Raw genomic sequence first — 22,861 nt, 5'->3', positions numbered from 1 at the left:
CCGACACTAATTAGCCAAACAACCTTGCCTGTGGACGCAGCACTAACCGCGAGTAACGTCACCAAGCGCTACACCAATCACCTGGCGCTGGACGATGTCAGTATTAACATCCCGGCCAAAACCATATTCGGGCTCCTGGGACCGAACGGAGCCGGAAAAACTACCCTTATCCGGATCATCAACCAGATCATCAACGCCGACAGCGGCGAGATTACACTGTTCGGCGAACGCCTTCAATCAAAACACATCGGCACCATCGGATATCTTCCTGAAGAACGTGGACTGTACAAAAAACTAAAGGTCGGAGAACAACTTGTATACCTGGCCCAATTAAAAGGTCTTAGCCGCAAGCAGGCCGTAGATAAAAGTCGCGCCTGGGTAAAGAAGTTTGAGGTCACAGACTGGTGGAACAAGAAAGTCGAAGACCTCAGCAAAGGTATGGCCCAGAAAGTACAGTTCATCAGCACGGTAATGCACGAACCACGACTCATCATCCTGGATGAGCCGTTTTCCGGATTCGACCCTGTCAATGCGCAGCTGATTACCAATGAAATCCTCGAACTGAAAGAACGCGGTTGCACCATCATATTCTCAACGCACCGTATGGAGACCGTTGAAGACTTATGCGATCACATCGCATTGATCAACAAGTCGAAAAAGGTGCTCGAAGGCTCCAAGAAACAGGTGAAACAAAACTATCGGACCAATAGCTTCTGGGTTGAGCATAGAGGCAGGCTTAACAGCGTCGCCGGACAATTTGACGTCCTGGAACAAAAGTCTCTGGAGGATGATTTTTATCGTTCCGTTGTCAAAACAGACGGCACCTCGCCGAACGTGTTAATACGTGAACTAACCAACAACACCGAAGTGCACAGCTTCGCAGAAAAAATTCCAACTATGAGTGAGATCTTCATTGGACTGGTGAAAGGAGGAAGCGATGAATAAGATTTGGTTGATCATACAGCGCGAATTCCTGAACCGTGTTCAGAAGAAGTCGTTCCTCATTGCAACAATCCTGTTGCCTCTTATCTTTCCCGCAATCATGGCCGTGCTCGTTTGGGTAGCCATCGAACAGAAGAAGAACGCAACAAAGGAAACTGTATACTATATCGACGAGAGCGGATACTTTGCTCCCGATACTGCCAAGTTCCACTTCAAGCAATTCAACGGTTCTCTCGATGATGCCAAGCGCGCCATCACCGCCGTCGAAAGTTTCGGTCTCCTATATATTCCCCAGTTCGACCTCTCCAACCCAAAGGGTATTGCCCTGTACACAAATGTAGACCCTTCACCCAGTGCGGTGGGAGACCTCGAACAGTTGCTTGCAAATCAACTGCGGGACCAAAAGCTGAAAAAGTTTCATGTCAGGCAGCAGCTACTGGATAGCCTCAAAACGGACGTGAACATTCAACGCCTCAGTCTTGCAGGAGGACAGGAAAAGGAATCCGATTCCCGCCTGTTGTCAGGTGTAGGTATGGCCAGTGGTATTCTTATGTACATGTTTATCTTCATTTACGGTGCGCAGATCATGCAGGGAGTGATTGAAGAAAAAACCAGCAAAGTGGTCGAGGTGATCGTTTCATCAGTGAAGCCCTTGCAACTGATGCTGGGTAAGATTATTGGCCTTGCATCGGTAGGGCTATTGCAATTCATTATCTGGATAGTCCTCATTACAACGGTTTCAACGGTAGTGCTGGGCGCATTCGGCCTGCAGATGCAGTCACCTGAACTTGCCGCACAATACGGCGACCAGGGCGGCAATGCAAAATCCAGCCGCTGTGCAGGCGCTCAAGATGTTTAGTCAGATACCTTTTGGCTACGTGATCTTTAGTTTCCTCTTCTACTTCCTCGGAGGTTATCTGCTCTATGGTGCATTGTTCGCGGCCGTGGGTTCTGCAGTTGACAGCCCCGCGGAAGCACAACAATTCATGTTTCCCATAACCATACCGTTGCTGATCTCCTACTTCGGACTCTTCACCTTCGTATTGGATAATCCCAACGGACCCGCAAGTGTTTGGCTTTCCTTAATTCCTTTCACATCCCCTATTGCCATGATGGGACGCATTGCCTTCAATCCACCTCTTTGGCAAATGGCTCTGTCGATGGTGTTGCTGGTCGCCGGCTTCATCTTCACCGCCTGGGTCGCAGGCCGGATCTACCGCGTCGGCATCCTCATGCACGGCACGAAGATCAACTACAAGGTGATGGCCAAGTGGTTCCTCCAGAGGAATTAAGAATTAAGAATTAAGAGTTAAGAATTAGCCACCGGCTGGTCGCCGCCGGTTTCACGACCAAAGGTCGTGGTCACGCCTGCCCATTAGGGCGGCGGCTAATTCTTAACTCTTAATTCTTAATTCTTAATTTCTCTATCTTTCTGCTCCATGAGCAAGAAGGCCATCATTCCCTCCGCAGACTTTTATCGGAATAATTCCAACCTCAAGTGGGTCGTGCTGGCGCTTTCTGTTTTGATCAGTATCGGATCCATCTATTATACCGATATACTCGTCGCTCAACTCAAGCAAAGAGAGCGTCAGCAGGTGCAGTTGTATGCACGCGCCATCGAGTACACTGCCAACGGCGACGATACCTTCGGAGACGTTAACTTCATCGCACAGGAGATCCTCTTCGAAAACATTTCCATCCCGATTATTCTCGTGGGTGACAGCGGACGCGTACTCGCTTCCAGAAACGTAATCATGGACACAACCTGGACGGACCAACGAAGCGAAGAGCACCTCAAAGCAGAGCTCAAGCTGATGCAGGAAACGTACGATCCTATCAAAGTCACGCTTCGGGATCCGCATACAGGCGAGGTTTTCGGCACGCAGTTCGTCTACTACAAGAATTCGCTGCTGCTTCGTCAGCTGATTGCCTATCCATATATACAACTCTCTGTCATCGCCATATTCGGCTTCATCGCCTACCTCGCCTTCAACTACTCCAGGGCTGCAGAACAAAACCGGGTTTGGGTGGGCCTCGCAAAAGAAACGGCCCACCAACTAGGCACACCGTTGTCGTCCCTCATCGGATGGATGGAAGTGATTCGCGACGACCCCGACATGAAGGAGAAAGGGATGGTGGAGGAGCTGGAAAAGGACATCCAGAAGCTGCGCATTGTTACAGAGCGCTTTTCCAGCATCGGTTCCGTCCCGGCCCTGAAGAAAGAAAACGTCGTTTCCCTAATCAACAACGTTGTAAACTACCTGCGACCCAGGGTTTCCTCTAAGGTGCGAATGGAGGTGTTTACACTTTCTGAAAACATATCCGCCAATGTGCACGCGCCTCTGTTTGAATGGGTAATAGAAAACCTTTCGAAAAACGCCGTGGACGCCATGGGGAACACCGGCACCATTGCTATCAAGATATTGCGTGGTAACGAGGGTAAGATCTTCATCGACATCTCCGACACGGGAAAAGGAATTCCCCGTTCCAAAATCGACCACGTCTTCAGACCGGGCTATACGACGAAAAAAAGGGGTTGGGGACTGGGCCTCACACTCGCAAAACGCATTATTGAAACCTACCACAACGGTAAGATCTTCGTAAAATCGTCTGAGGAAAACCTCGGCACTACCTTCAGGATTGTCCTGAATGCTGCCTGACAGACGCACAACACACATTCCGGATAACTGTAATGAATTAGTAGCTACAGCTGTGCTGGACGTTAAACATGCGCCTTTCATTGCGCGTCTTCAAAACCCTCGAAATCAACCAAAAAACGACCCTTTTCATCATCATTAAATACTATATATAATTCCCTTTCCCGCCTTTGTTCTTCGTCGTTATTCGGCTACTTTTGCGGTCGATTTTCAGACCTTTAATTCTCAAACCAGACAGATAAATGGCAAATATTGGTAAGATCACTCAGGTAATCGGACCCGTAGTGGATGTGGCCTTTGAAAACGATGCAAGGCTGCCCAACATTCTCGACTCTTTAATAGTGACCAAAAACGACGGCACAAAAGTCGTTCTCGAGTGCCAGCAGCACCTTGGCGAGGACCGCGTTCGTACCATTTCAATGGAAGGAACTGAGGGCCTTGTAAGAGGTATGCAGGTAATCGATACCGGCGCTCCTATTAAGATGCCTGTCGGTGAGGATATCAAAGGCCGCCTTTTTAACGTTGTGGGTGACGCTATCGACGGCGTGAAACAACCTAAAGGCACTCAAAGCCTCCCAATCCACCGTCATGCACCTGCTTTCGAAGATCTTTCGACAGCAACAGAAGTATTGTTCACTGGTATCAAAGTTATCGACCTCATCGAACCTTATGCAAAGGGTGGTAAGATCGGTCTGTTTGGTGGTGCCGGTGTGGGTAAGACGGTTTTGATCCAGGAATTGATCAACAACATTGCAAAAGCATATTCTGGCTTGTCAGTATTCGCCGGCGTTGGTGAGCGTACCCGTGAAGGTAATGACCTCCTCCGCGAAATGATTGAAGCCGGTATCGTAAACTATGGAGACGAGTTCCTCAAGTCACTCCACGCAGGTGGATGGGATTTGTCAAAAGTGGACGAAAATAAACTTAAAGATTCAAAAGCAACCTTCGTTTTCGGACAGATGAACGAGCCTCCCGGAGCACGTGCCCGCGTGGCCCTTTCAGGTCTGACGATCGCTGAATACTTCCGCGATGGCGACGGTTCTGGAAAAGGCCGCGACATCCTCTTCTTCGTCGACAACATCTTCCGTTTCACACAGGCAGGTTCTGAAGTATCGGCCCTCCTTGGTCGTATGCCTTCTGCCGTAGGTTACCAGCCTACACTCGCAACTGAAATGGGTGCGATGCAAGAGCGTATCACGTCTACAAAGAATGGTTCAATTACTTCCGTTCAGGCGGTATACGTACCTGCCGATGACTTGACCGACCCTGCTCCTGCGACGACTTTCGCTCACTTGGATGCAACAACCGTATTGTCTCGTAAGATCTCTGAATTAGGTATCTATCCTGCGGTGGATCCATTGGATTCAACTTCACGTATCCTCCGTCCTGAGATTGTGGGTGACGAACACTATAACACTGCTCAGCGTGTGAAGAGCATTCTTCAACGTTACAAGGAATTGCAGGATATCATCGCCATCCTCGGTATGGATGAACTTTCTGACGAAGATAAGCAGGTGGTACACCGCGCTCGTCGCGTACAGCGCTTCCTTTCACAACCTTTCCACGTTGCTGAAGCCTTCACAGGTCTTAAGGGCGTTCTCGTTGACATCAAAGACACAATCAAAGGATTCAACGCGATCATGGACGGTGAATACGATCACCTCCCTGAAATGTCCTTCAACCTTGTAGGAAGCATCGAACAAGCCGCTGAGAAGGGCGAGAAGATGCTTGCTGAAGCAAGAAAGTAATCGACTGAAAAGGGATAAGTATAGCGCCTCATAACGGACTAGCATGCACCTGGAAATATTAACACCTGAAAAGAAAGTATTCGACGGCGAAGTGTCTGTCGCTACTTTCCCCGGCTCGGAAGGTTCCTTTCAGGTTTTGGATCATCATGCTCCTATGATCAGTCTGCTCAAAGAAGGAGCAGTGGAATACAGAGGAAAAGAAGGATTACAAAACGTGAAAATCTCCGGCGGCGTTGTTGAAGTATTAAAGAACAGGGTTATCGTTCTCGCTACTGGTTTGGCGAGCTGATTAGATTAACGGTCCCCGGATTCGAAATAATGACTTACGAGGCTGTCCCAAAGACAGCCTCAATTTTTTTCTTTGATCTGATGTCGACATTAAGTATCGGCCGACTCAATCTCAAATTATGTCAAAAGCATCCAACGGATTCTCAGTCATATACGAAGACAATCACCTGTTGATTGTTAACAAAGACGCGGGCGTACTCGTACAGGGCGACGCAACAGGTGATGCTCCGTTGTCCGAACTTGCTAAAGAATACATCAAGAAGAAATACGAAAAGCCTGGCGAAGTATTTCTCGGGGTAGTGCACAGACTTGATCGTCCGGTTAGCGGAGTGGTTGTTCTCGCGCGTACAACGAAGGCCCTGGAGCGCATGAACGCTCTCTTTCGCGAGAAGGAAACGAAAAAGATTTACTGGGCGATTGTGAAAGAACGCCCCGTGTTGTCGGAAGGCACTCTTGTGCATTGGCTTCTGAAGGACGAGAAGAAGAACAAGACGACGGCTTACAAACAGGAAACACCTGGCGCATTGCGTTCCGAACTTAACTTTCGCGTGCTTGCTAATGTCGAAGACCGGTGGCTTCTCGAAGTCAATCCAATTACCGGCCGACCTCATCAAATCAGAGTACAACTTGCCACCATGGGATGTGTTATCTCCGGTGATGTGAAATACGGTGACCGACAGGCAAACCCTGATGGCAGCATATATCTTCACGCAAGACGACTTTCATTCGTGCACCCTGTTAAGAAGGAGCTCATGACCTTTCAGGCTTCAGTACCGAACTCCGGACTATGGCAGCTCTTCAGGACCTTTGAAGGTTAGCTTGTTCAGCTGCCTCCGATCCATGTCCTGACCATTCAAATGTTTTGGTAAGCCGCAATGGTTTTGGTTTAGCTTTGTATCTTGACCAGATATTGATGGAGCAAACTACCTGGATACAACGACTTAAGCAGCGGTGGAAACTCGGAAGCGCTTTCCAGGTTGTTGTTGTGCTCATCGTCTTCGCGTGCACTGGATTCACAGTGCTGTTCTTAAAGAAGCCTATCCTGAATTTTCTCGCTGGACCAAAAGGCGACTCCACGCTTGCCACTATACTTTACTACATTTTCATACTGCCGCTGTACAATGTCATTCTGCTGGCTTATGGCTTTATCTTTGGTCAGTTCACGTTCTTTTGGGAGTTCGAGAAGCGGATGTTCGGCAGGATGTTTAAAGGAAGAAAACGAGAGGGGAACCAGGAATCGAAATGAAAAGAATCACAGCATTCATTGTGCTGCTCATCACGGGCTGCGCAGCACCAAAGCATTACTACTACTTTGATCACTATACCGTAACTCCGGGCGCGAACTCAAAAGTTTCAGGACCATCAGAATCCACACCATCACCATTAGACATCAGAACAGCCGACCTTGCTGCGAATGCTAATGGCGCCGAACCTAAAATCGACGCCGGGCAGAAAGTTGTAGCCGACCAGAAAGTCGTTGATCTTGACAAGTTAACCGTCGACACTAATGAGCACTTTGCGATCAGACAAACGCAGGATAGTCATGAAGTTGTAATCAATAGTGACGAGCAGTACAGTAAACACCTCTCAAATGAACGTGTCTCTAAACATACATTGAGAGAAAACCGAAAGGAACTCATCAGCGCGCTCAAACAACTCCGTAAGGACTTGCGCAATAAGACAAACCTGAAGTCAAATGCTCCACTTCACGACGAGGCTACACAAAAGCTTGATAACGAATTGATCGTAGCCATTTCATTTGCCGCCGTGGGTATCACGCTTAGTATACTTGGCGGCCTGGGCGCGTGGTTCTGGATCGCTGGAGTGATCTGCTTAGGCGTTGGCGTTTACTTCTTTATCGACTGGCTCCGGAAGAGGTAGCACTTCAAACTCATGCTGATGATTTTCCGGCAATGGAAATTGTTGTATCCATAGTTTGCGATAATGTCCCGCACTTGCCATTAGCGATTCATGTGTCCCTTCTTCAACGACACGCCCTCCTGACAGCACGATTATTTTATCTGCCCGCATAACCGTACTCAGCCGATGCGCAATGATGATTACCGTCTTACGTCGCTCGCGCATCAGATCGATCATCCGATGAACATACTGCTCCGCTCCCGCGTCCAGGGCAGACGTAGCCTCATCCAGTGCCAGTATCTCTGGCTCACGATAGAGTGCCCGGGCAATGGCAATTCGTTGCCTTTGACCACCGCTTAGCGTCGAACCGTGCTCCCCGATCATCGTGAACAATCCCTGAGGAAGTTTCTCAATGAATTCCAGAATATTGAGCATGGTGCATATGTCGATCACCCGCGCCAAATCAGGTTCAGGCACGCCTGCAGCAATGTTCTCTACGATAGTGCCGGCAAACAGATCTATCTGCTGAGGCACAACTGATACAACCGTGCGCAGCGATTGAAGATCGAGATACCTCAGATCATAAAAACCAATCTTCACAGAACCCGCCTGCACAGGGTATAATCTTTGGATAATCGAAATTATCGTCGACTTCCCACTACCACTCTCCCCTACGATGGCTGTTACCTCACGCTGTTTGATCAACAGATTCAGGTGTTGAAAGACTGGAAGACTTGCATCATAGCGAAACCCGACATCGCGAAATACAATATCTCCCAGTTGATCCGAAGTTAATATCGCACGACTAGCCTGCTCTTCCGGTTCAAGATCCATAACATCCAGCAGCCGGTCGGAGGCAATGATTGCGTTTTGAAACGTCTTGTTCATTCCGATGAGTCCTACAACCGGACCACTGAAATATTCCAACAACGCGTAGAAGGAGAGCAACTCTCCGGCCGTCATTTCGTGATTGAGAACAAATCCCGCGCCTGTCCACAACAATACGATCGTGAACATCTTCGATATAAATTCCCCCGCCTGACCAACAATAATGCTGTTCCTTCCTGAAGCATAAGCCGACTGAAGAACTGGAACAAACCGCGATTCCGTTTTTCGGTCTTCATAGTTCAGCATGCAGAAGTTCTTTATGGTGGACACCGCACTGAGTGATTCCACTATCTGTGACTCGAGATCGGCGCTGCGCTCCATGAGTTCTCTTTCCACCCTTCTATGCAGGCGATTAGACACAACATAAAGCAAGGCATATGCTGGCAGCGCCGACATCATAACGATCGCGAGTTTCCAGTGATGCGTAAACATCAGAACAAACGCAGACACTACGATAAATACGTTAACCGCTACATTAACAACAGCATCGTTAATGAACAACCGGATCTTCATCGCATCATTGATCCGCGAGGTGATTTCACCTATTCTCATTCTGTCAAAGAACGCCTGTGGCAACCGGATCAAATGGGAATAGTACCCCAAAATCAGTTGCGCATCTATATGTTGCCCCGTTTGCAAAACCATCCTGGCCTTCGAATTGCCAAGAAAGGTCTGAACGAGTAACAATATGATCATGATGACACCCATCATGTTCAGCAAATTCCTGTTTCCATCCGGAAGCACATGATCTACAATCTTCTCCACGTATATGGATGTCGACAATCCAATGAGGGTAAAGACCAGCGATCCAATAAGTGCCTGCAACATCACAGACTTGTGTGACTTCATCAAATTCCAGAGACGACGCCACGCCGGTGTCTTGCGGTTACCCGGTGTGAACTTGTCGTTCGGAAGCATAAGAACCATTACACCTGTCCATTGCTCCAGAAATTCATCATTCGAATAATGATGGATTCTTCCATCTGCAGGATCCATCAACTCAACATGGTTCGATTCCGCCCCGTAAATCACCACGTAATGATGAAACCCTGCGCGTGGCATCACATGAGCTATCGCTGGCTTCGGCACATTCATAAGCGCCGAAATATCTCCGCGAACACCCTTCGCATCAAAACCCAATGCCGTGAGCGCCTCAACAAGCCCGGCAATCGTGGTGCCCTTTCCACTCGTACCGGCCATTTGTCTGATGCGGGCAATAGACAACATTAAACGATAATGTGAAGCAACGGACAGAATACATGCAGCGCCACAATCGCTGACATCGTGTTGTTTTACTTTGATCGACATCGTGTTCCCTTTTACCGGCTTACTGGATTCAGCCAGTCGTCCGTCTTATTATACAACAACTGCCATATGCTTCGCCTGCCGATAACAAATCGCGCGTGAAGCGTCATACCCTTTTTTACCGGACCCTTATTCCCATTGCGCAGCTGAAGGTATTCGCGTGAGAGCCTGCAGGTAACGATGTAATGGATGTCGTCCTTAATGGCAACCACATCATCGGATACATCAGTCACCACTCCGGTGAGAAATCCCCATTCATTATAGTTATACGTTGCGATCTGCAGGCGCACTGTCAGTCCCTTTCGAATGTTACCAATATCGTCCGGTGCAACATGCACCTCGGCAATCAACGTGGTATCCGGAGATATATAGCCAATTTCCTGCCCGGAGAAAATGTTACTCCCGGGATAGAGGCCAATAAGCTGATGAATCGTTCCACTCACAGGAGCAACAATCTGATTTTGTTCAACAGCATGCTTTGCCTCTTCTATTATAGTCTTCAGCTCAGTAAGTTCATTCTCATATTTCAGTTTGGTCTGTTGCCACTCAGTCATGTGTGTGTTCACAAGCCTGGAAACCGCCTCCTCGTTCTTTCGAAGGGCTTCATCCGCCTGCTCCATTTCACTCGCGGCTATTACTCCACTTTCAAATAGCGTCCGGCTTCGCCGATGTTCCCGCCTGGACTGCTCGGCCTGAAGCACCGCATCCCGATAGCGCTGACCAAATTCTCCAAGCAGTTGTTGATACAAAGCGGTAACAGGTTTCCACTTAAACCACATCAATCTGTTATCCCCATGAATACGCGTCGCTAATTCGTCGACATCTTTTAACAGATCCGTTACTTCAGTCCATCGGGCAGTCGCCTTTTGCTGACGATCGCTTAGCTCAGCAGAATGCACCGAGATCAATGCGTCCCCCTTCCCTACCCGCAGATTTTCCCTGGCGCGAACTTCCGTGACTATTCCCGACGAAAACGCCTTTATGGGCGTGACCGAAGTAACAGGCCGCATTATCCCCGGACTACCCACACTCACTTCAACCTTGAGAAAGGGCAGAACTGATATCACAACAATCGTGACTACCGCCAGCATTAAATATATGGGGTATCGAGTGGTATGACGATCAAGATAGACAGCCAGCGAGATGCGTGTTGCATCACGTGGATCCATAGCAATCAACAGTTTATGGTATAACAATAAAACACAACGCCCCGGTATTGGCTGCCGGGCAATTATCAGCTGATGAATCGAAGATAAAGGTTGATGCCGGCCCGCTCCAAAAAATAGCTACCGGGAATTCCTGACGGATTTTTGCCATTCTAACCTGACCGGTCGAAGCTCCTTAAAAAAATTGTCATTATTTCTGTAACCAATGTGAAAGATATTGGCTCTTATGGGAAACTTGTTGATTACATTCACTTTTGTTAAGTAATTCAAAATCATGCAACGAACTCTCGGAGAATTCGAAGAACTGGTATTGCTAATGGTTGCCGCTTTGCATGGCGAAGCGTATGGCGTCTCCATTCTGGAGAACCTCGAGCTGAGACTGCAAAAGAAAATGAATATCAGCGCCGTGCACGTAGCATTAAAGAGGCTCGAAGAGAAAGGATTCGTGAAATCGAAGTTTGGAGGCATCTCCGCCGAGCGTGGTGGCCGCCGGAAAAAATTCTACGTCGTTACCGCATTGGGAAAGCGAATGCTCGATGAAACCTATGCTCTCCGCATTAGCCTCTATAACGAGATCACGAAAGTTTCCTTCAGCTAGCCTAAACTTATCAGCATCATGCAACCCGTTCACCCCCCAAAGTTCGCTGTCAGATTCCTTCGCTGGTTTTGCCACGATGAATTCATAGAAGAATTCGAAGGCGATCTGGACGAAGTCTTTATAAAAATACATTCCGACCATCCCAAAACTGCGCGTGTAAGATTTTTCCTCCTCATACTCCGCTACCTGAGGCCCGAATTCATCAAATCATCTCTTTTCAAAACACATAATCCTCTTCTTATGTTAAGGCACAACGTCACACTATCATACCGGAACTTCGTACGACACAAGACATCGTTCCTCATCAATCTGGTCGGACTATCCACCGGTCTCGCCTGCACTTTGCTCATCTACCTTTGGGTGAACGATGAATATCAGGCCGATCGCTCTTTTAATAATACTGCCCGGCTCTATCAGGTGATCAAGACGTCGCTCGGTTCCGATGGTTCGGTTCATACGCACGAAACAACGCCGTCACTATTAGCCGATGCGATGAAAGAGGAAATTCCCGAAGTGGAATTCGCTACCAACGTCATCAAAGGAAGGTTTGGTGTCGTCTCCCTCAATAACAAGCGCGTCAAAACAAAAGTGGCATTTGCCGGAAAGAGTTTCTTTAATGTATTCTCTTTCCCTTTGCGCGCGCAGGACAAGTCCGTGCCACTTTCCGGCAAATATGGCATGTACATCTCATCCCAGCTTGCTCAAACATTCTTTGGTTCCAACGAGGCGGCTATTGGCAAGTCCCTGGAGTGGGCCGGCGAAGGGCTCGATGCCTCATACACTGTAGCTGGCGTGTTCGAAAGCCCAGCTCACAATCTGTCACTTCAGTTCGATGTCCTGCTCCCGTTTGACCTCTACTACGACACCTTCAGAGACAAGTATGGGATGGACAAGTGGTACAGCAACAGTCCGTCAACCTATGTGATTCTGCGTAACGAAACGAACATAGCCGACTTCAATGCGAAAATCAAAGACTTCTCAAATAAGAAATACATCCAGGCACACGGAGAAATCAACCAATACGAAGGCATGATGTATGTTCAGAACTATGCCGACAAATACCTGAACAGCAACTACGTAAACGGCGTACCCAACGGAGGCAGAATTGATTACATCCAGGTACTGTCAGTGATTGCCGTCGTGGTTCTCCTGGTGGCCTGTATCAATTTCATGAACCTGTCCACCGCCCAGGCTACACGACGCGTTAAAGAAGTGGGCGTTAAGAAAGTCGTCGGCGCTTCCAGGGTCCAGTTGATCGGTCAGTACATAACAGAATCCATGCTGATGGCAATTCTTGCTCTTGGCGTTTCCCTTTTGCTGGTCGCATTACTTCTACCTCAGTTCAATCTGATCACGGGAAAACAATTAACGTTCACTCCCGATAAGGACTTTCTTCAAGTATTGGTAGGGGTCACGTTGTTTTCAGGTCTTATGGCCGGCAGCTATCCGGCATTTTACCTGTCGCGTTTCAATCCCACATCCGTATTGAAGGGTGTGCTGAAAAATTATTCGGGCAAATTCACGCAGGCTTTTCTGCGAAAGGGTCTTGTTGCTTTTCAACTGGCGGTCTCGGTGGTATTGATGGTCGCGGTCCTCGTCATCTACAATCAGATCGACTTCATACAATCACGCAACCTGGGCTTTAACAAGAATAATGTGATTAGCCTTCCCGTTGATGGAAAGATGATCACCGGACTTCCTGCATTCATGACTTCTCTTAAGAAGCTTCCAGGTGTAGTGAATGCATCAGCTACTATGGGCGATCTCGTTGGTCTTCACAGCGGCGGCGGTGGCATCGACTGGCCGGGTAAAAAGCCCGATGAAGGGATTGAATTTTCAGGCATCGATGCAGACGACGCGTTTGCATCTACAATGAATATTCAAATGCTGACAGGCAGGTTCTTCAACTCCGCCAACAGCAACGAAAAGGACAAAGTGATTTTCAACCAGGCGGCGATCGATGCCATGCAATTAAAAGATCCAGTCGGGCAAACGGTCAAAATGTGGGGCAGCGACAAACAGATCATTGGCGTAGTAGACAACTTTCATTTTGAATCCATGTATAAGACTGTCGGTCCGTTTTTCATTCGTTATACTGATCAGCGTGCAATGACTGTCTTCGTCAAACTTCAGAACGGACGCGAACAGGAAGCTCTTGCCTCCATAGGAAAGTATTACAATCAGTTCAACGAAGGGCTGCCATTTGAGTATCACTTTATCGACGAAGACTTCAACAAATTATATGCGTCTGAACTTCAGGTGGGAAAACTGTCCCGCTACTTTGCGGGTATCGCGATCGTTGTATCATGCCTCGGTCTGTTCGGCCTTGCAGCGTTTGCAACGAATCGTCGCGTGAAAGAAATCGGCATCCGGAAAACACTCGGCTCAGGAGAATGGCGTATCATTAAGCTGCTTACGTCTGAGTTTACCTGGATGGCTGTTATTGCCATAGCTATCGCGGTTCCATTAAGCTACTACATGGCACAGGAATGGTTGGGTAAATTCGCCTATCGTATTCCGCTGAACTATTGGTATTTCATTATTTCATCTGCATGCACGCTTGTGTTCACGTGGCTAACCGTAGGGCTACATACAGTAAGGGCGGCAAGGATTAACCCGGCAACGTCGCTGAAGTATGAATGAGGCGCCTCTCTTGAGATTCCTGCTCCTGAAATTGACTTGCTTCGGAAGTGCCTTGCATAAAATTAGATGATGACCAAATTTACCTTATCACAAATACAACGACTAACAGTATCCATCCGTTGTAGAGGAAAGGCCCCCGAATAGCCTGCCTTTATGAGGTTGATCTGCTTAACAATACTGCTCTTGGTGAATCCAGGCTTTAGCAATGAACAAAAGAAGCATCCCCGCGTAAGAGATGCCTATCAGCAAAAGGAAGAAACCGTGAGAGGTTACTTCCACGAGAAGAAATTATCGGACGAAAAATTTAGTCTCTTCATTCGCGCTTTCAAGAAAGAAAGGCAGCTCGAGGTTTGGATAAAGGAACATAACAAAACGAAGTATGTGCTACTGCACACCTACGACATCTGCTCATCGTCAGGCACTCTGGGCCCGAAGCGAAGGGAAGGCGATCTGCAGGTGCCCGAAGGTGTTTATGCAATCAATCATTTCAATCCTCAAAGCAACTTCCACCTGTCGCTGGGCCTTAACTATCCAAACGCATCCGATAAAATTCTAAGCGACAAAAATCATCCCGGGGGTGAAATTTATCTTCATGGCAATTGCGTTACTGTTGGATGCATTCCCATCACCGATGATAAAATTAAGGAATTGTACATCCTCGCGGTGGAAGCAAAATCCAATGGTCAGGCCAGTATTCCCGTGCACATCTTTCCCTGCAGAATGGACGACAACGGCATGAATAGCCTGCGTCGCGATTTCCCTGATGACGCCTCACGCATTTCCTTCTGGCAAAACCTTAAACCAATCTACGCCGACTTCGAAAAGAACAAAGTTCTGACCGACACAAAAGTAAAGTCAGATGGCACCTACTACTCAGACCAAAACCCCACATTTAATTAACCCCCTGAATACCGACGGCCGCAGGCCGGCCAGCAAATTCTTAATTACTATTCTTAATTCTCACCCGCTTCGCCCCAGCGTTCTCGCACACAATCAATTTTTGCTGAGAACGAATCACTTCAGCAGCACTCTGCTTTAAAATTCAAAATATTTCATCACACTTCTCGACTGAATACGCAGTCGGAAAAATCTTCCAAGCCCTACCAGACGGCCGCAGGCCGGCCAGCTAATTCTTAACTCTTAATTCTTAATTCTTAATTTTTCTCCCTATCTTCTCTCCTTCCTGCAACTCCCTCTCGCAACGAGTTGCGCAAAGCAAGCACCCCACCCCATCCTACACTCATCCTTCACTCATCCGACACTCATCGTACACTCTCCGGTTTGTTGAGGCGGCATCAACCAGTCAGCTGCCAGTATGCTACTGGTTAATAATCAAATAAAATAATTTCTTCCCCCATCCGACTATCATAGGACACAGGAACGCGTGTCCACCTGTGACGTTGGGAAATTGTAAGTAGTACGAAAAGGACCGCATCCTATAAGTGTGCAGTTGACTTTTTTAACGTCGACTGGAAAGCTTTGAGATTCTCGCATTAACGCCTGACTCGCGATTGCAGGAATTACATCGGAGCAGAATGCCGAAATTAAAAATTTGCAATTCTTTAAATATCGCCGTGACCTTTCGCCGCTCGCGGTATTAACTGGACTATGAACTTAATTGACTGTATTTAAAACAAAACTATTAACAAAACATAACTACTAAAGACCACTCTCATGGCACTAGGAAACAACAACCCTCTGATACAGAAGGTCACCGGCATGCTCGGCGATACTGTAGTATTTAAAGACTATGACGGCAAGATCGTCATTTCAAAAAAACCAGAACCGAGCAGTAAACCGCCGTCAGCGAAGCAATTGCGCTCGCGCCGTATATTCAAGGTCGCGAATATGCTGGCGCAGCAAAGGTTAAATAACCCGGAAGAGCTGGAGCGATATAAGGCAATAGCGAAGTCGAGAAAGTCGCCCAATGCGCTCACTGCGGCTAGGCGTGACGCGCTGCGAACGATCTATGCGAATCCATCTGATTTTGAAGAACTCATTGCTGAGGCTACAATAGGCGAAGCGCCTGGCCTTCCAGTTACGGAGAGTTCGGCTGCTTCAGTTCATGCTAACGCCCCGGCTAACATCTTCGAAGCGCTACTCGCAGCAGGCAGTAACGCCAATGCCTCCGCAGGTAATGTTAACCCAATGACGCAACAGCTCGCGGACATGACGAATGCACTAAACCATTGTCTTCAGGAATTACAAAAGACAATGACAAAAGCATCCGAAATGTTACAGGCTATTAATGGTTTGAATGCGTCATCCGAACATACGTTCAACACAACGGTTGAGCAAACGGCAACCAATAATGTTGCGTTCATTCCCGGAACCACGGACACCACGAAATCAAACGACACGGATACAACGGTGTTTGTTCGCACGATCGATGACCCAACGTTCGCCTCCACCGCCGTAGAGACGCAATGCATTGCGTCTCTACAACACACGTCTCCACAATACGCGTCGCCCCAACGCCATGCGTCGCCGCCCGCGGACATGCCAAAACATGATCATCCCAACGTCGATGAAACGCCGACATCCGATATAACAACGCCATCGGAAGTCATTGCTTCATCCATACCATCACCATTCACCAACACACAAACAACCGCACATGTCAACGATCGCCGCCAACTATCCATTATCAAATCTTCAACGGGCGATGTACTGGCAAACGATTTTCATCGTTATTACTTTCCATTCCCTGGCGTTAAGCAACATATCTCCACGGACATGTTGGACAAAATAGCTATTATCATCCAGGGGAATGCTCCGCGTGTGCACTATAAACCCCGTTGAATGATATCACGTCCTGCATTGATTGCTGCATGTCTGCTGACACCATACCTGTCCAATGCTCAATTCAATTGTGAAGACTCTTTGACATACAGAAATGTATGCATGAAGAGGACGCACAACGGGTTTGGCTTTATTCCTTCCAAAGCAAGGATTACAAACGGTCTGGCTATGGGATGGCTTATTTCAGTGGACGACTATTGCGATCATATGGATTCGGTCAGAATCAACGGGCTTCACCTGAACGCATCGCCCTTTGCTGCCATCGCGGGTTGCATGGCTATGGTGTTTACCGTATATCAACCGGAGAAGTTCAGGGAGCAACTTGATCTAAAACAATTACGCCAACCATTAGCGATTCACCATAAATTAAATGGCCTGTCCATCAGCTTTGTTGAAGGCGGGAAAAATTGGTCATTTCAGGGCGCACACATTACCGTATTCGCTCAATTCATTGACAGGCAAAATGGCCTGTCTGTGTCAGGAATGTGGGCCGAACACAAAAACCTCAACGGGCTCGCAGTATCAGGCGTCCTGAATCTTGCAGTGAAGGCAAACGGCGTACAGATAGCATTGTTTAATCATGCTCATGAGATGCGGGGAGTGCAGCTTGGATTGTGGAATAGAATTGGCAGGAGAGCAACGCCATTGATTAATGCCAGCTTCTGAAGAAGCTGATACATCCTGGAAATTATGCACGCCGCTCCAGTAACGTAAATACCACATACCCATAGATCATCGCCATAGGGATAATGGCGGCTATTACACACGCAGACTTGAGGAAAGTATCCAGTTCGATCTTACCGGTTGCATTCCTGACTATTAATATGACTAATCGGACGATTGCGCTTAACAACGACACCACACCAAAGATGTAGAAGAGAACTAAAATAAATGGTGTCTGATTGAAAAGGAATAGCAACAGAATCATCGTGTCAATAACAAATAGCGCAACGGTAAGTCTAACAGCGGCTTTGAAATCGTCCATTTAACTGCGGGCAACTGAATGAGTCTGCTGCTAAAATAAAAAAATTTAAAGGATTTCCTCCGCCGGCGGAGACGTCCATGCGAGTCATGACGTTACCATTGTTGTTCTGCGGGATAACATAAACCAAACCGTTCTGAGTAAGATTAGTATCGGCTTAGTGAAAGGGGGAAAATAAAGGGGCTTATAGTCTCTAAAATAATCAACCTCCTTCAGAAATATTCCGTCGCTTACTCTCAAAATAACATTGATCACAAACGATCTTTAAATCGACAAATGCCTTGAAAGTGGCGTTCCATTCGCCTTCGCGTATCCAGGCAATCTCGCAATCATCGCACCACGCCTGGTAGTCGTCGTCAGGATCTGTCAAAGGATTGGATTCGATCGTCTCATGAAAACCAAGGTTCGATCCCTTCAATAAGTGCTGGCACACGAAGGCAACACGGCTCATCCCATGAGCCTCACATTCGACGTATTTGTTCTTCAGTTCATCATACTGCTCCTGCGTCAACTCGTTAGTGAACACAAAGTATATGAGCAAGTGTTCGTGCGGCGCGCGATACGCCCCAATAGCACTCAAAAGTTTAGCTGTGATCGCCGTCAGCGCCCAGCCGGTGTAATCATCTCCGTCTGCAACAACGCCTTCGAGCAACGTGTTGAATCCTCTCTGTTGCCCGAAGGCCTTCACCTTTTCAATGCCCCTGATCACATGTTTGGGAACAGAATCATTTTCCCACGACCACATCCATGTGTTTCTTTCAGTGGAAAATGAACCGACCTCAACATATTTGAAATACAGGTTCCTCCCATCGTCCGATTTAAAATGAAACGCACCGATGCCATGGTCGTAAAACCAGTGTTCATAGCTTTCGATGTCATATAGTTTCATAAATTCCTCCTGCAATACAGAGAGGTGCTCTACGCATTGATCTTTATAACTTTCGAAAGCCTCGTTTAACATTGGGCGCAATATAACCAACGGCAATGATGACTTTCAACTTTCGTGACGCCTCTGCATATGTTATCTTACTGACTCAAAAGCCAGCGATGTACACCACACAAAATCTGATAGACCGGATCAACCAGGGAGAGACGCTTAAGTACATCTTCTTCTGGGGACATCAACCCAGTAAAGACAACCAAATAACCAATTCGTGTTTCAGCCAATGGTGGGAAGCTCCGTTTAATGTTGACGGAATAATCTACAAGACTGCCGAACACTGGATGATGGCAAAGAAAGCGGAGCTATTCAACGATAGCGGTATACGAGATAAAATCATCAACTCGAAGACTCCCGCGGAAGCCAAAAAGCTCGGGCGAAAGGTTGCCGGTTTCGATCAGCAAAAGTGGGAAGACGCGAGATTCGGCATTGTTGTCGAAGGCAACTATCATAAGTTCTCACAGCACCCTGCATTGAAACTATATCTCGTCAACACACAGGACAGAGTCCTGGTTGAGGCAAGTCCGGTGGATAACATCTGGGGCATTGGATTAGGAAAGGATAACGCCCTCGTTAATAATCCTGAAACCTGGAAGGGCCTGAATCTATTGGGATTCGCGCTGATGGAGGTTCGGGACAAACTGTCAAGCTAACAGACAACTTTTACATTCTACATTTATTCTACATTTAGGGTTTTACATTTTGCGGTTGCATTCCAAACACCGGATAGATAACCGCAAAATCTAAAACCCTAAATGTAAAATAATGTAAAATGTAAAATGTAACAGCCGTCTGGTATTAGTCCTTAAACTCCGATGTAAAATGAAAGTTTATATCCGGAAAGTTATCCTGTACCATCTGCAGCCACGCACGCGACTCGGCCATGAACACCAGCTTGTCATCCTTGTCACGGGCAATGTGCCGCTGCTTGTTCTCTATAAATTCCGCGAGCTTCTTCGGATCCTTTGCACTGATCCAGCACGCCTTGTAAATGCTCTGCGAGTGAAACTGAACGGTGGCGCCATATTCGTTCTTCAACCGGAATTGAATTACCTCGAACTGCAGCGCACCAACAACACCAACGACCTTTCTCTTCCCAAGTTCATAGGAGAACAGCTGTGCCACCCCTTCTTCCATCAGCTGAAGCAAACCCTTCTCGAGTTGCTTCGTCTTCATGGCATCCATGTTCACCACCTCTTTGAAGATCTCCGGTGAGAAACTCGGAATACCCGTGTACATCAGCTTCTCGCCTGCTGTCAACGTATCCCCTATCTTCAAATTACCCGTATCGAAAATACCGACAATATCACCAGGCCATGCCTCGTCGACTGTCTCGCGGTCCTGGGCCATGAACGCCGTGGCATTGGAGAAACGAATGCTCTTCTCCTGACGAACGTGATAATAGTTGTTCCCTCTTTCAAACTGTCCCGAACAGATGCGCATGAACGCAATCCTGTTCCGGTGCTTGGGGTCCATGTTCGCGTGGATTTTAAAAACGAAGCCCGTGAATTTGTTTTCATTCGGCTCCACTATCCGTACCGTTGTATCTCTCGGAATCGGCGGCGGCGCGATACGGATGAACGTATCCAGCAATTCCTTCACTCCGAAATTATTGACAGCACTTCCAAAGAACACCGGCGCAACTTTGCCCGACAGGTATTCATCGACATTAAACTCGGGATAAACACCTTCGATCAACTCTACGTCTGCACGCAGCTGACGAGCATTCGATTCACCTACATAGCTCTCCAGCTCCGGATCCTGAATGTCCTTTATCTGTATCCCTTCCTCAACAGTGATCTTACTGGCCGTGAACAGGTGCAAACTCTTCTCATAAAGACTATACACCCCTTTGAATGTCTTACCCATGCTGATGGGCCAGCTCAACGGGCGCACCTTGATGCGCAGCTTCTCTTCGATCTCATCGAGCAACTCAAATGGATCGCGTCCTTCACGATCCAGCTTATTGATGAAGCAAAGCACAGGGGTGCTCCGCATGCGGCAAACCTCCATCAGTTTCTCCGTCTGCATCTCGACACCTTTCACACAGTCGATCACCAGGATCACGCTATCAACGGCCGTAAGCGTCCTGTACGTATCTTCAGCGAAGTCCTGGTGACCTGGCGTATCGAGCAAATTGATCTTGACGTCTTTGTAATTAAAACCCATCACCGACGTGGCCACGGAGATACCGCGTTGCTTTTCAATTTCCATCCAGTCGGAGCGGGCGTGGTCCTTGATCTTGCTCGACTTCACGGCCCCCGCCTTCTGAATCGCGCCCCCAAACAGCAGCAGCTTCTCCGTCAGCGTCGTCTTCCCCGCATCCGGGTGACTGATGATTCCAAACGTCCGGCGCTTCTCGATTTCTTCTTCCAGGCTCATGATGACTTATAAGGGCGCAAAAGTAGCACGAAATATCCGTCCTGAAAAGGTGCCCTCAGGCTCACCGCAAAGCCCATACCCGTAGCCGCCATTACCCTTTTATTGCAATTACCCTGGTTAATGACAAATCCCGCTGAACCTACGGCCCCAACTAATAAACTCAAAATACCACTAACCAATCTCAGGACTAAATACTCTGGACTAACTACTCTCAAAAAATACCAGTAACCAATCTCAGGACTAAGTACTCAGGACTAACTACTTCTCCCCTATCTTTCTGATCTAATTTAAAACCACCTATGCAGTACAGAAGATTTGGAAGAACCAACTGGCAGGTAAGCGATATAGGATATGGCATGTGGGGACTTGCAGGCTGGACCGGAAACGATGAAAAGGAAATTGAAGCATCACTCGACCGCGCCGTCGAACTGGGCTGCAATTTTTACGACACCGCCTGGGCCTATGCGGCCGGAAAAAGTGAGGAGATCCTCGGTCGCCTCGTCAGGAGAAACCCGAACAAAAAACTGTATTGCGCCACGAAGATCCCTGCAAAGAATTTCAAGTGGCCTGCTAAGCCGGAGTACAAAGCCGAAGACTGCTATCCGCTGTCGCATATCATCGAGTACACCGACAAGAGCCTGAAGAATCTCGGAACCGATACAATAGATCTCCAGCAATTCCACGTGTGGGATGATAGCTGGACACGCCACGACGACTGGAAAGAAGGCATTCAGAAACTCAAAAAGGACGGCAAGGTTCAGTTCTTCGGCATCAGCGTAAACCGTTGGGAACCTGACAATGTTTTGGAGGCACTTCAAACGGGACTCATAGACGCCGTCCAGGTGATCTACAATATCTTCGACCAGAATCCCGAAGACAACCTCTTCCCTATGTGCCGCAAGCACGATGTGGCAACGATTGCCCGTGTTCCATTCGACGAAGGTACCCTCACCGGCACGCTCACCAAGGAGACTACCTTTCCAAAGAACGACTGGCGCTCAACCTACTTCGTTCCCGAAAACCTGAATTCCAGCGTAGATCATGCCGAGGCCCTTCGTCCCCTCATTCCTGCTGGAATGACAATGCCGGAGATGGCGCTTCGCTTCATCTTATCTAATGATGACGTCCATACCATCATCCCGGGCATGCGCAAGCTCCGAAACGTGGAGGCCAACACCGCCGCCAGCGACAAAGGCAAGCTGGATAAATCACTGTTAGCGAAGCTGAAAGATCACCGCTGGGACCGCACGCCTACAGAGTGGTCACAATAAAACCATTTGTTGATTTGTTGACTTGGTGATTGTTGATTTGGAAGGTCTTAGAGGGCGTAGCCATCAGGGAGGGGAACATAGCTGTCAGATCGAGGACGTACCAATCGGGTCGAGGAGCATCACGACGGAGCCGTACATCCATAAGGATCAGCGGCACCCATGCTCGGGCTGCCGTTTCCAATCAACAAATCAGCAGATCGACAAATGAATCCGGGCCGCTTGTCGGCCCTCCTTTAATTATCAATTATCAATTATCAATTATCAATTGTCAATTATCAATTTGACCGCTTTTTATCCCTCCCCCGGGCCCATTCCGGAAACCCTGTCAAAATACCTGTCAACGTGTCATATAAATGCCTCTAAATGCCCCCCGGCACAAACATTGAAGG

21 protein-coding genes are annotated in these 22,861 nt (G+C 48.0%); 16 read left to right on the top strand and 5 right to left on the bottom strand.

What is annotated here, in order from left to right; all coding sequences use genetic code 11:
• Positions 1–30: 30 nt before the first annotated feature.
• From WBG78_RS23810 to WBG78_RS23770, 9 genes are all read left to right on the top strand, one after another.
• On the top strand, positions 31–945 hold the full coding sequence (locus WBG78_RS23810; protein WP_337329013.1) for an ABC transporter ATP-binding protein: 915 nt from the start codon (positions 31–33) through the stop codon (positions 943–945).
• On the top strand, positions 938–1,801 hold the full coding sequence (locus tag WBG78_RS23805; RefSeq protein ID WP_337329012.1) for an ABC transporter permease: 864 nt from the start codon (positions 938–940) through the stop codon (positions 1,799–1,801). Before WBG78_RS23810 ends, WBG78_RS23805 begins: the two co-directional genes overlap by 8 nt.
• The gene (locus tag WBG78_RS23800; RefSeq protein ID WP_337329011.1) at positions 1,761–2,234 is read left to right on the top strand and encodes an ABC transporter permease; all 474 of its coding nucleotides are present in this window, start codon (positions 1,761–1,763) and stop codon (positions 2,232–2,234) included. The genes WBG78_RS23805 and WBG78_RS23800 overlap by 41 nt, the downstream gene beginning before the upstream one ends.
• A gap of 147 nt (positions 2,235–2,381) precedes the next feature.
• Positions 2,382–3,602 (top strand): sensor histidine kinase, encoded by a 1,221-nt coding sequence (locus WBG78_RS23795; protein ID WP_337329010.1) that lies wholly within the window; start codon positions 2,382–2,384, stop codon positions 3,600–3,602.
• Between the two features lie 239 nt (positions 3,603–3,841).
• On the top strand, positions 3,842–5,347 hold the full coding sequence (atpD, locus tag WBG78_RS23790; RefSeq protein WP_337329009.1) for a F0F1 ATP synthase subunit beta: 1,506 nt from the start codon (positions 3,842–3,844) through the stop codon (positions 5,345–5,347).
• A 43-nt stretch (positions 5,348–5,390) separates the two neighbouring features.
• On the top strand, positions 5,391–5,636 hold the full coding sequence (gene atpC / locus WBG78_RS23785) for an ATP synthase F1 subunit epsilon (protein WP_337329008.1): 246 nt from the start codon (positions 5,391–5,393) through the stop codon (positions 5,634–5,636).
• Positions 5,637–5,754: 118 nt separating this feature from the next.
• Complete coding sequence (locus WBG78_RS23780; RefSeq protein ID WP_337329007.1) at positions 5,755–6,453, top strand: RluA family pseudouridine synthase; 699 nt, start codon at positions 5,755–5,757, stop codon at positions 6,451–6,453.
• A 95-nt stretch (positions 6,454–6,548) separates the two neighbouring features.
• Positions 6,549–6,881, top strand: a complete 333-nt coding sequence (locus WBG78_RS23775; RefSeq protein WP_337329006.1) for a DUF6787 family protein — start codon at positions 6,549–6,551, stop codon at positions 6,879–6,881.
• Complete coding sequence (locus WBG78_RS23770) at positions 6,878–7,516, top strand: hypothetical protein (protein ID WP_337329005.1); 639 nt, start codon at positions 6,878–6,880, stop codon at positions 7,514–7,516. The genes WBG78_RS23775 and WBG78_RS23770 overlap by 4 nt, the downstream gene beginning before the upstream one ends.
• Here WBG78_RS23770 and WBG78_RS23765 read toward each other — a convergent pair.
• Both WBG78_RS23765 and WBG78_RS23760 read right to left on the bottom strand, forming a co-directional pair.
• Positions 7,469–9,691 carry a peptidase domain-containing ABC transporter gene (locus tag WBG78_RS23765; RefSeq protein WP_337329004.1) on the bottom strand — a complete coding sequence of 741 codons (2,223 nt, stop codon included), beginning with the start codon at positions 9,689–9,691 and terminating at the stop codon, positions 7,469–7,471. The two genes, WBG78_RS23770 and WBG78_RS23765, sit on opposite strands and share 48 nt — an antisense overlap.
• Before the next feature lie 11 nt (positions 9,692–9,702).
• Entirely contained in the window at positions 9,703–10,857 is a 1,155-nt protein-coding gene (locus WBG78_RS23760; protein WP_337329003.1) for an HlyD family secretion protein, read from the bottom strand.
• A 271-nt stretch (positions 10,858–11,128) separates the two neighbouring features.
• Here WBG78_RS23760 and WBG78_RS23755 point away from each other — a divergent pair, with 271 nt between their 5' ends.
• The 5 genes from WBG78_RS23755 (at position 11,129) to WBG78_RS23735 (ending at position 17,563) form a co-directional block, all read left to right on the top strand.
• Complete coding sequence (locus tag WBG78_RS23755; protein WP_337329002.1) at positions 11,129–11,452, top strand: PadR family transcriptional regulator; 324 nt, start codon at positions 11,129–11,131, stop codon at positions 11,450–11,452.
• Between the two features lie 18 nt (positions 11,453–11,470).
• Positions 11,471–14,095, top strand: coding sequence for an ABC transporter permease (locus WBG78_RS23750; RefSeq protein ID WP_337329001.1), 2,625 nt, complete (start codon positions 11,471–11,473; stop codon positions 14,093–14,095).
• A 153-nt stretch (positions 14,096–14,248) separates the two neighbouring features.
• Positions 14,249–14,995, top strand: a complete 747-nt coding sequence (locus tag WBG78_RS23745) for a L,D-transpeptidase family protein (RefSeq protein WP_337329000.1) — start codon at positions 14,249–14,251, stop codon at positions 14,993–14,995.
• Between the two features lie 774 nt (positions 14,996–15,769).
• Complete coding sequence (locus WBG78_RS23740; protein ID WP_337328999.1) at positions 15,770–16,897, top strand: hypothetical protein; 1,128 nt, start codon at positions 15,770–15,772, stop codon at positions 16,895–16,897.
• Entirely contained in the window at positions 16,898–17,563 is a 666-nt protein-coding gene (locus WBG78_RS23735) for an LA_2272 family surface repeat-containing protein (RefSeq protein WP_337328998.1), read from the top strand.
• A gap of 22 nt (positions 17,564–17,585) precedes the next feature.
• On the opposite strand, the gene WBG78_RS23730 is transcribed toward WBG78_RS23735, so the two are convergent.
• Positions 17,586–17,882 carry a hypothetical protein gene (locus WBG78_RS23730; RefSeq protein WP_337328997.1) on the bottom strand — a complete coding sequence of 99 codons (297 nt, stop codon included), beginning with the start codon at positions 17,880–17,882 and terminating at the stop codon, positions 17,586–17,588.
• 199 nt (positions 17,883–18,081) lie between these two features.
• On the bottom strand, positions 18,082–18,840 hold the full coding sequence (locus tag WBG78_RS23725) for a DUF6882 domain-containing protein (RefSeq protein ID WP_337328996.1): 759 nt from the start codon (positions 18,838–18,840) through the stop codon (positions 18,082–18,084).
• 23 nt (positions 18,841–18,863) lie between these two features.
• Between WBG78_RS23725 and WBG78_RS23720 the strand changes: the two genes are divergently transcribed.
• Positions 18,864–19,472, top strand: coding sequence for an NADAR family protein (locus tag WBG78_RS23720; RefSeq protein ID WP_337328995.1), 609 nt, complete (start codon positions 18,864–18,866; stop codon positions 19,470–19,472).
• 145 nt (positions 19,473–19,617) lie between these two features.
• On the opposite strand, the gene WBG78_RS23715 is transcribed toward WBG78_RS23720, so the two are convergent.
• On the bottom strand, positions 19,618–21,201 hold the full coding sequence (locus WBG78_RS23715) for a peptide chain release factor 3 (RefSeq protein ID WP_337328994.1): 1,584 nt from the start codon (positions 21,199–21,201) through the stop codon (positions 19,618–19,620).
• 299 nt (positions 21,202–21,500) lie between these two features.
• Between WBG78_RS23715 and WBG78_RS23710 the strand changes: the two genes are divergently transcribed.
• Positions 21,501–22,472 carry an aldo/keto reductase gene (locus WBG78_RS23710; RefSeq protein WP_337328993.1) on the top strand — a complete coding sequence of 324 codons (972 nt, stop codon included), beginning with the start codon at positions 21,501–21,503 and terminating at the stop codon, positions 22,470–22,472.
• Positions 22,473–22,861: the final 389 nt, after the last annotated feature.

The sequence above is a fragment of the Chryseolinea sp. T2 genome (genome assembly GCF_037203685.1).
Lineage (GTDB): Bacteria > Bacteroidota > Bacteroidia > Cytophagales > Cyclobacteriaceae > Chryseolinea.
This window is presented reverse-complemented; position numbering and strand designations above follow the sequence as displayed.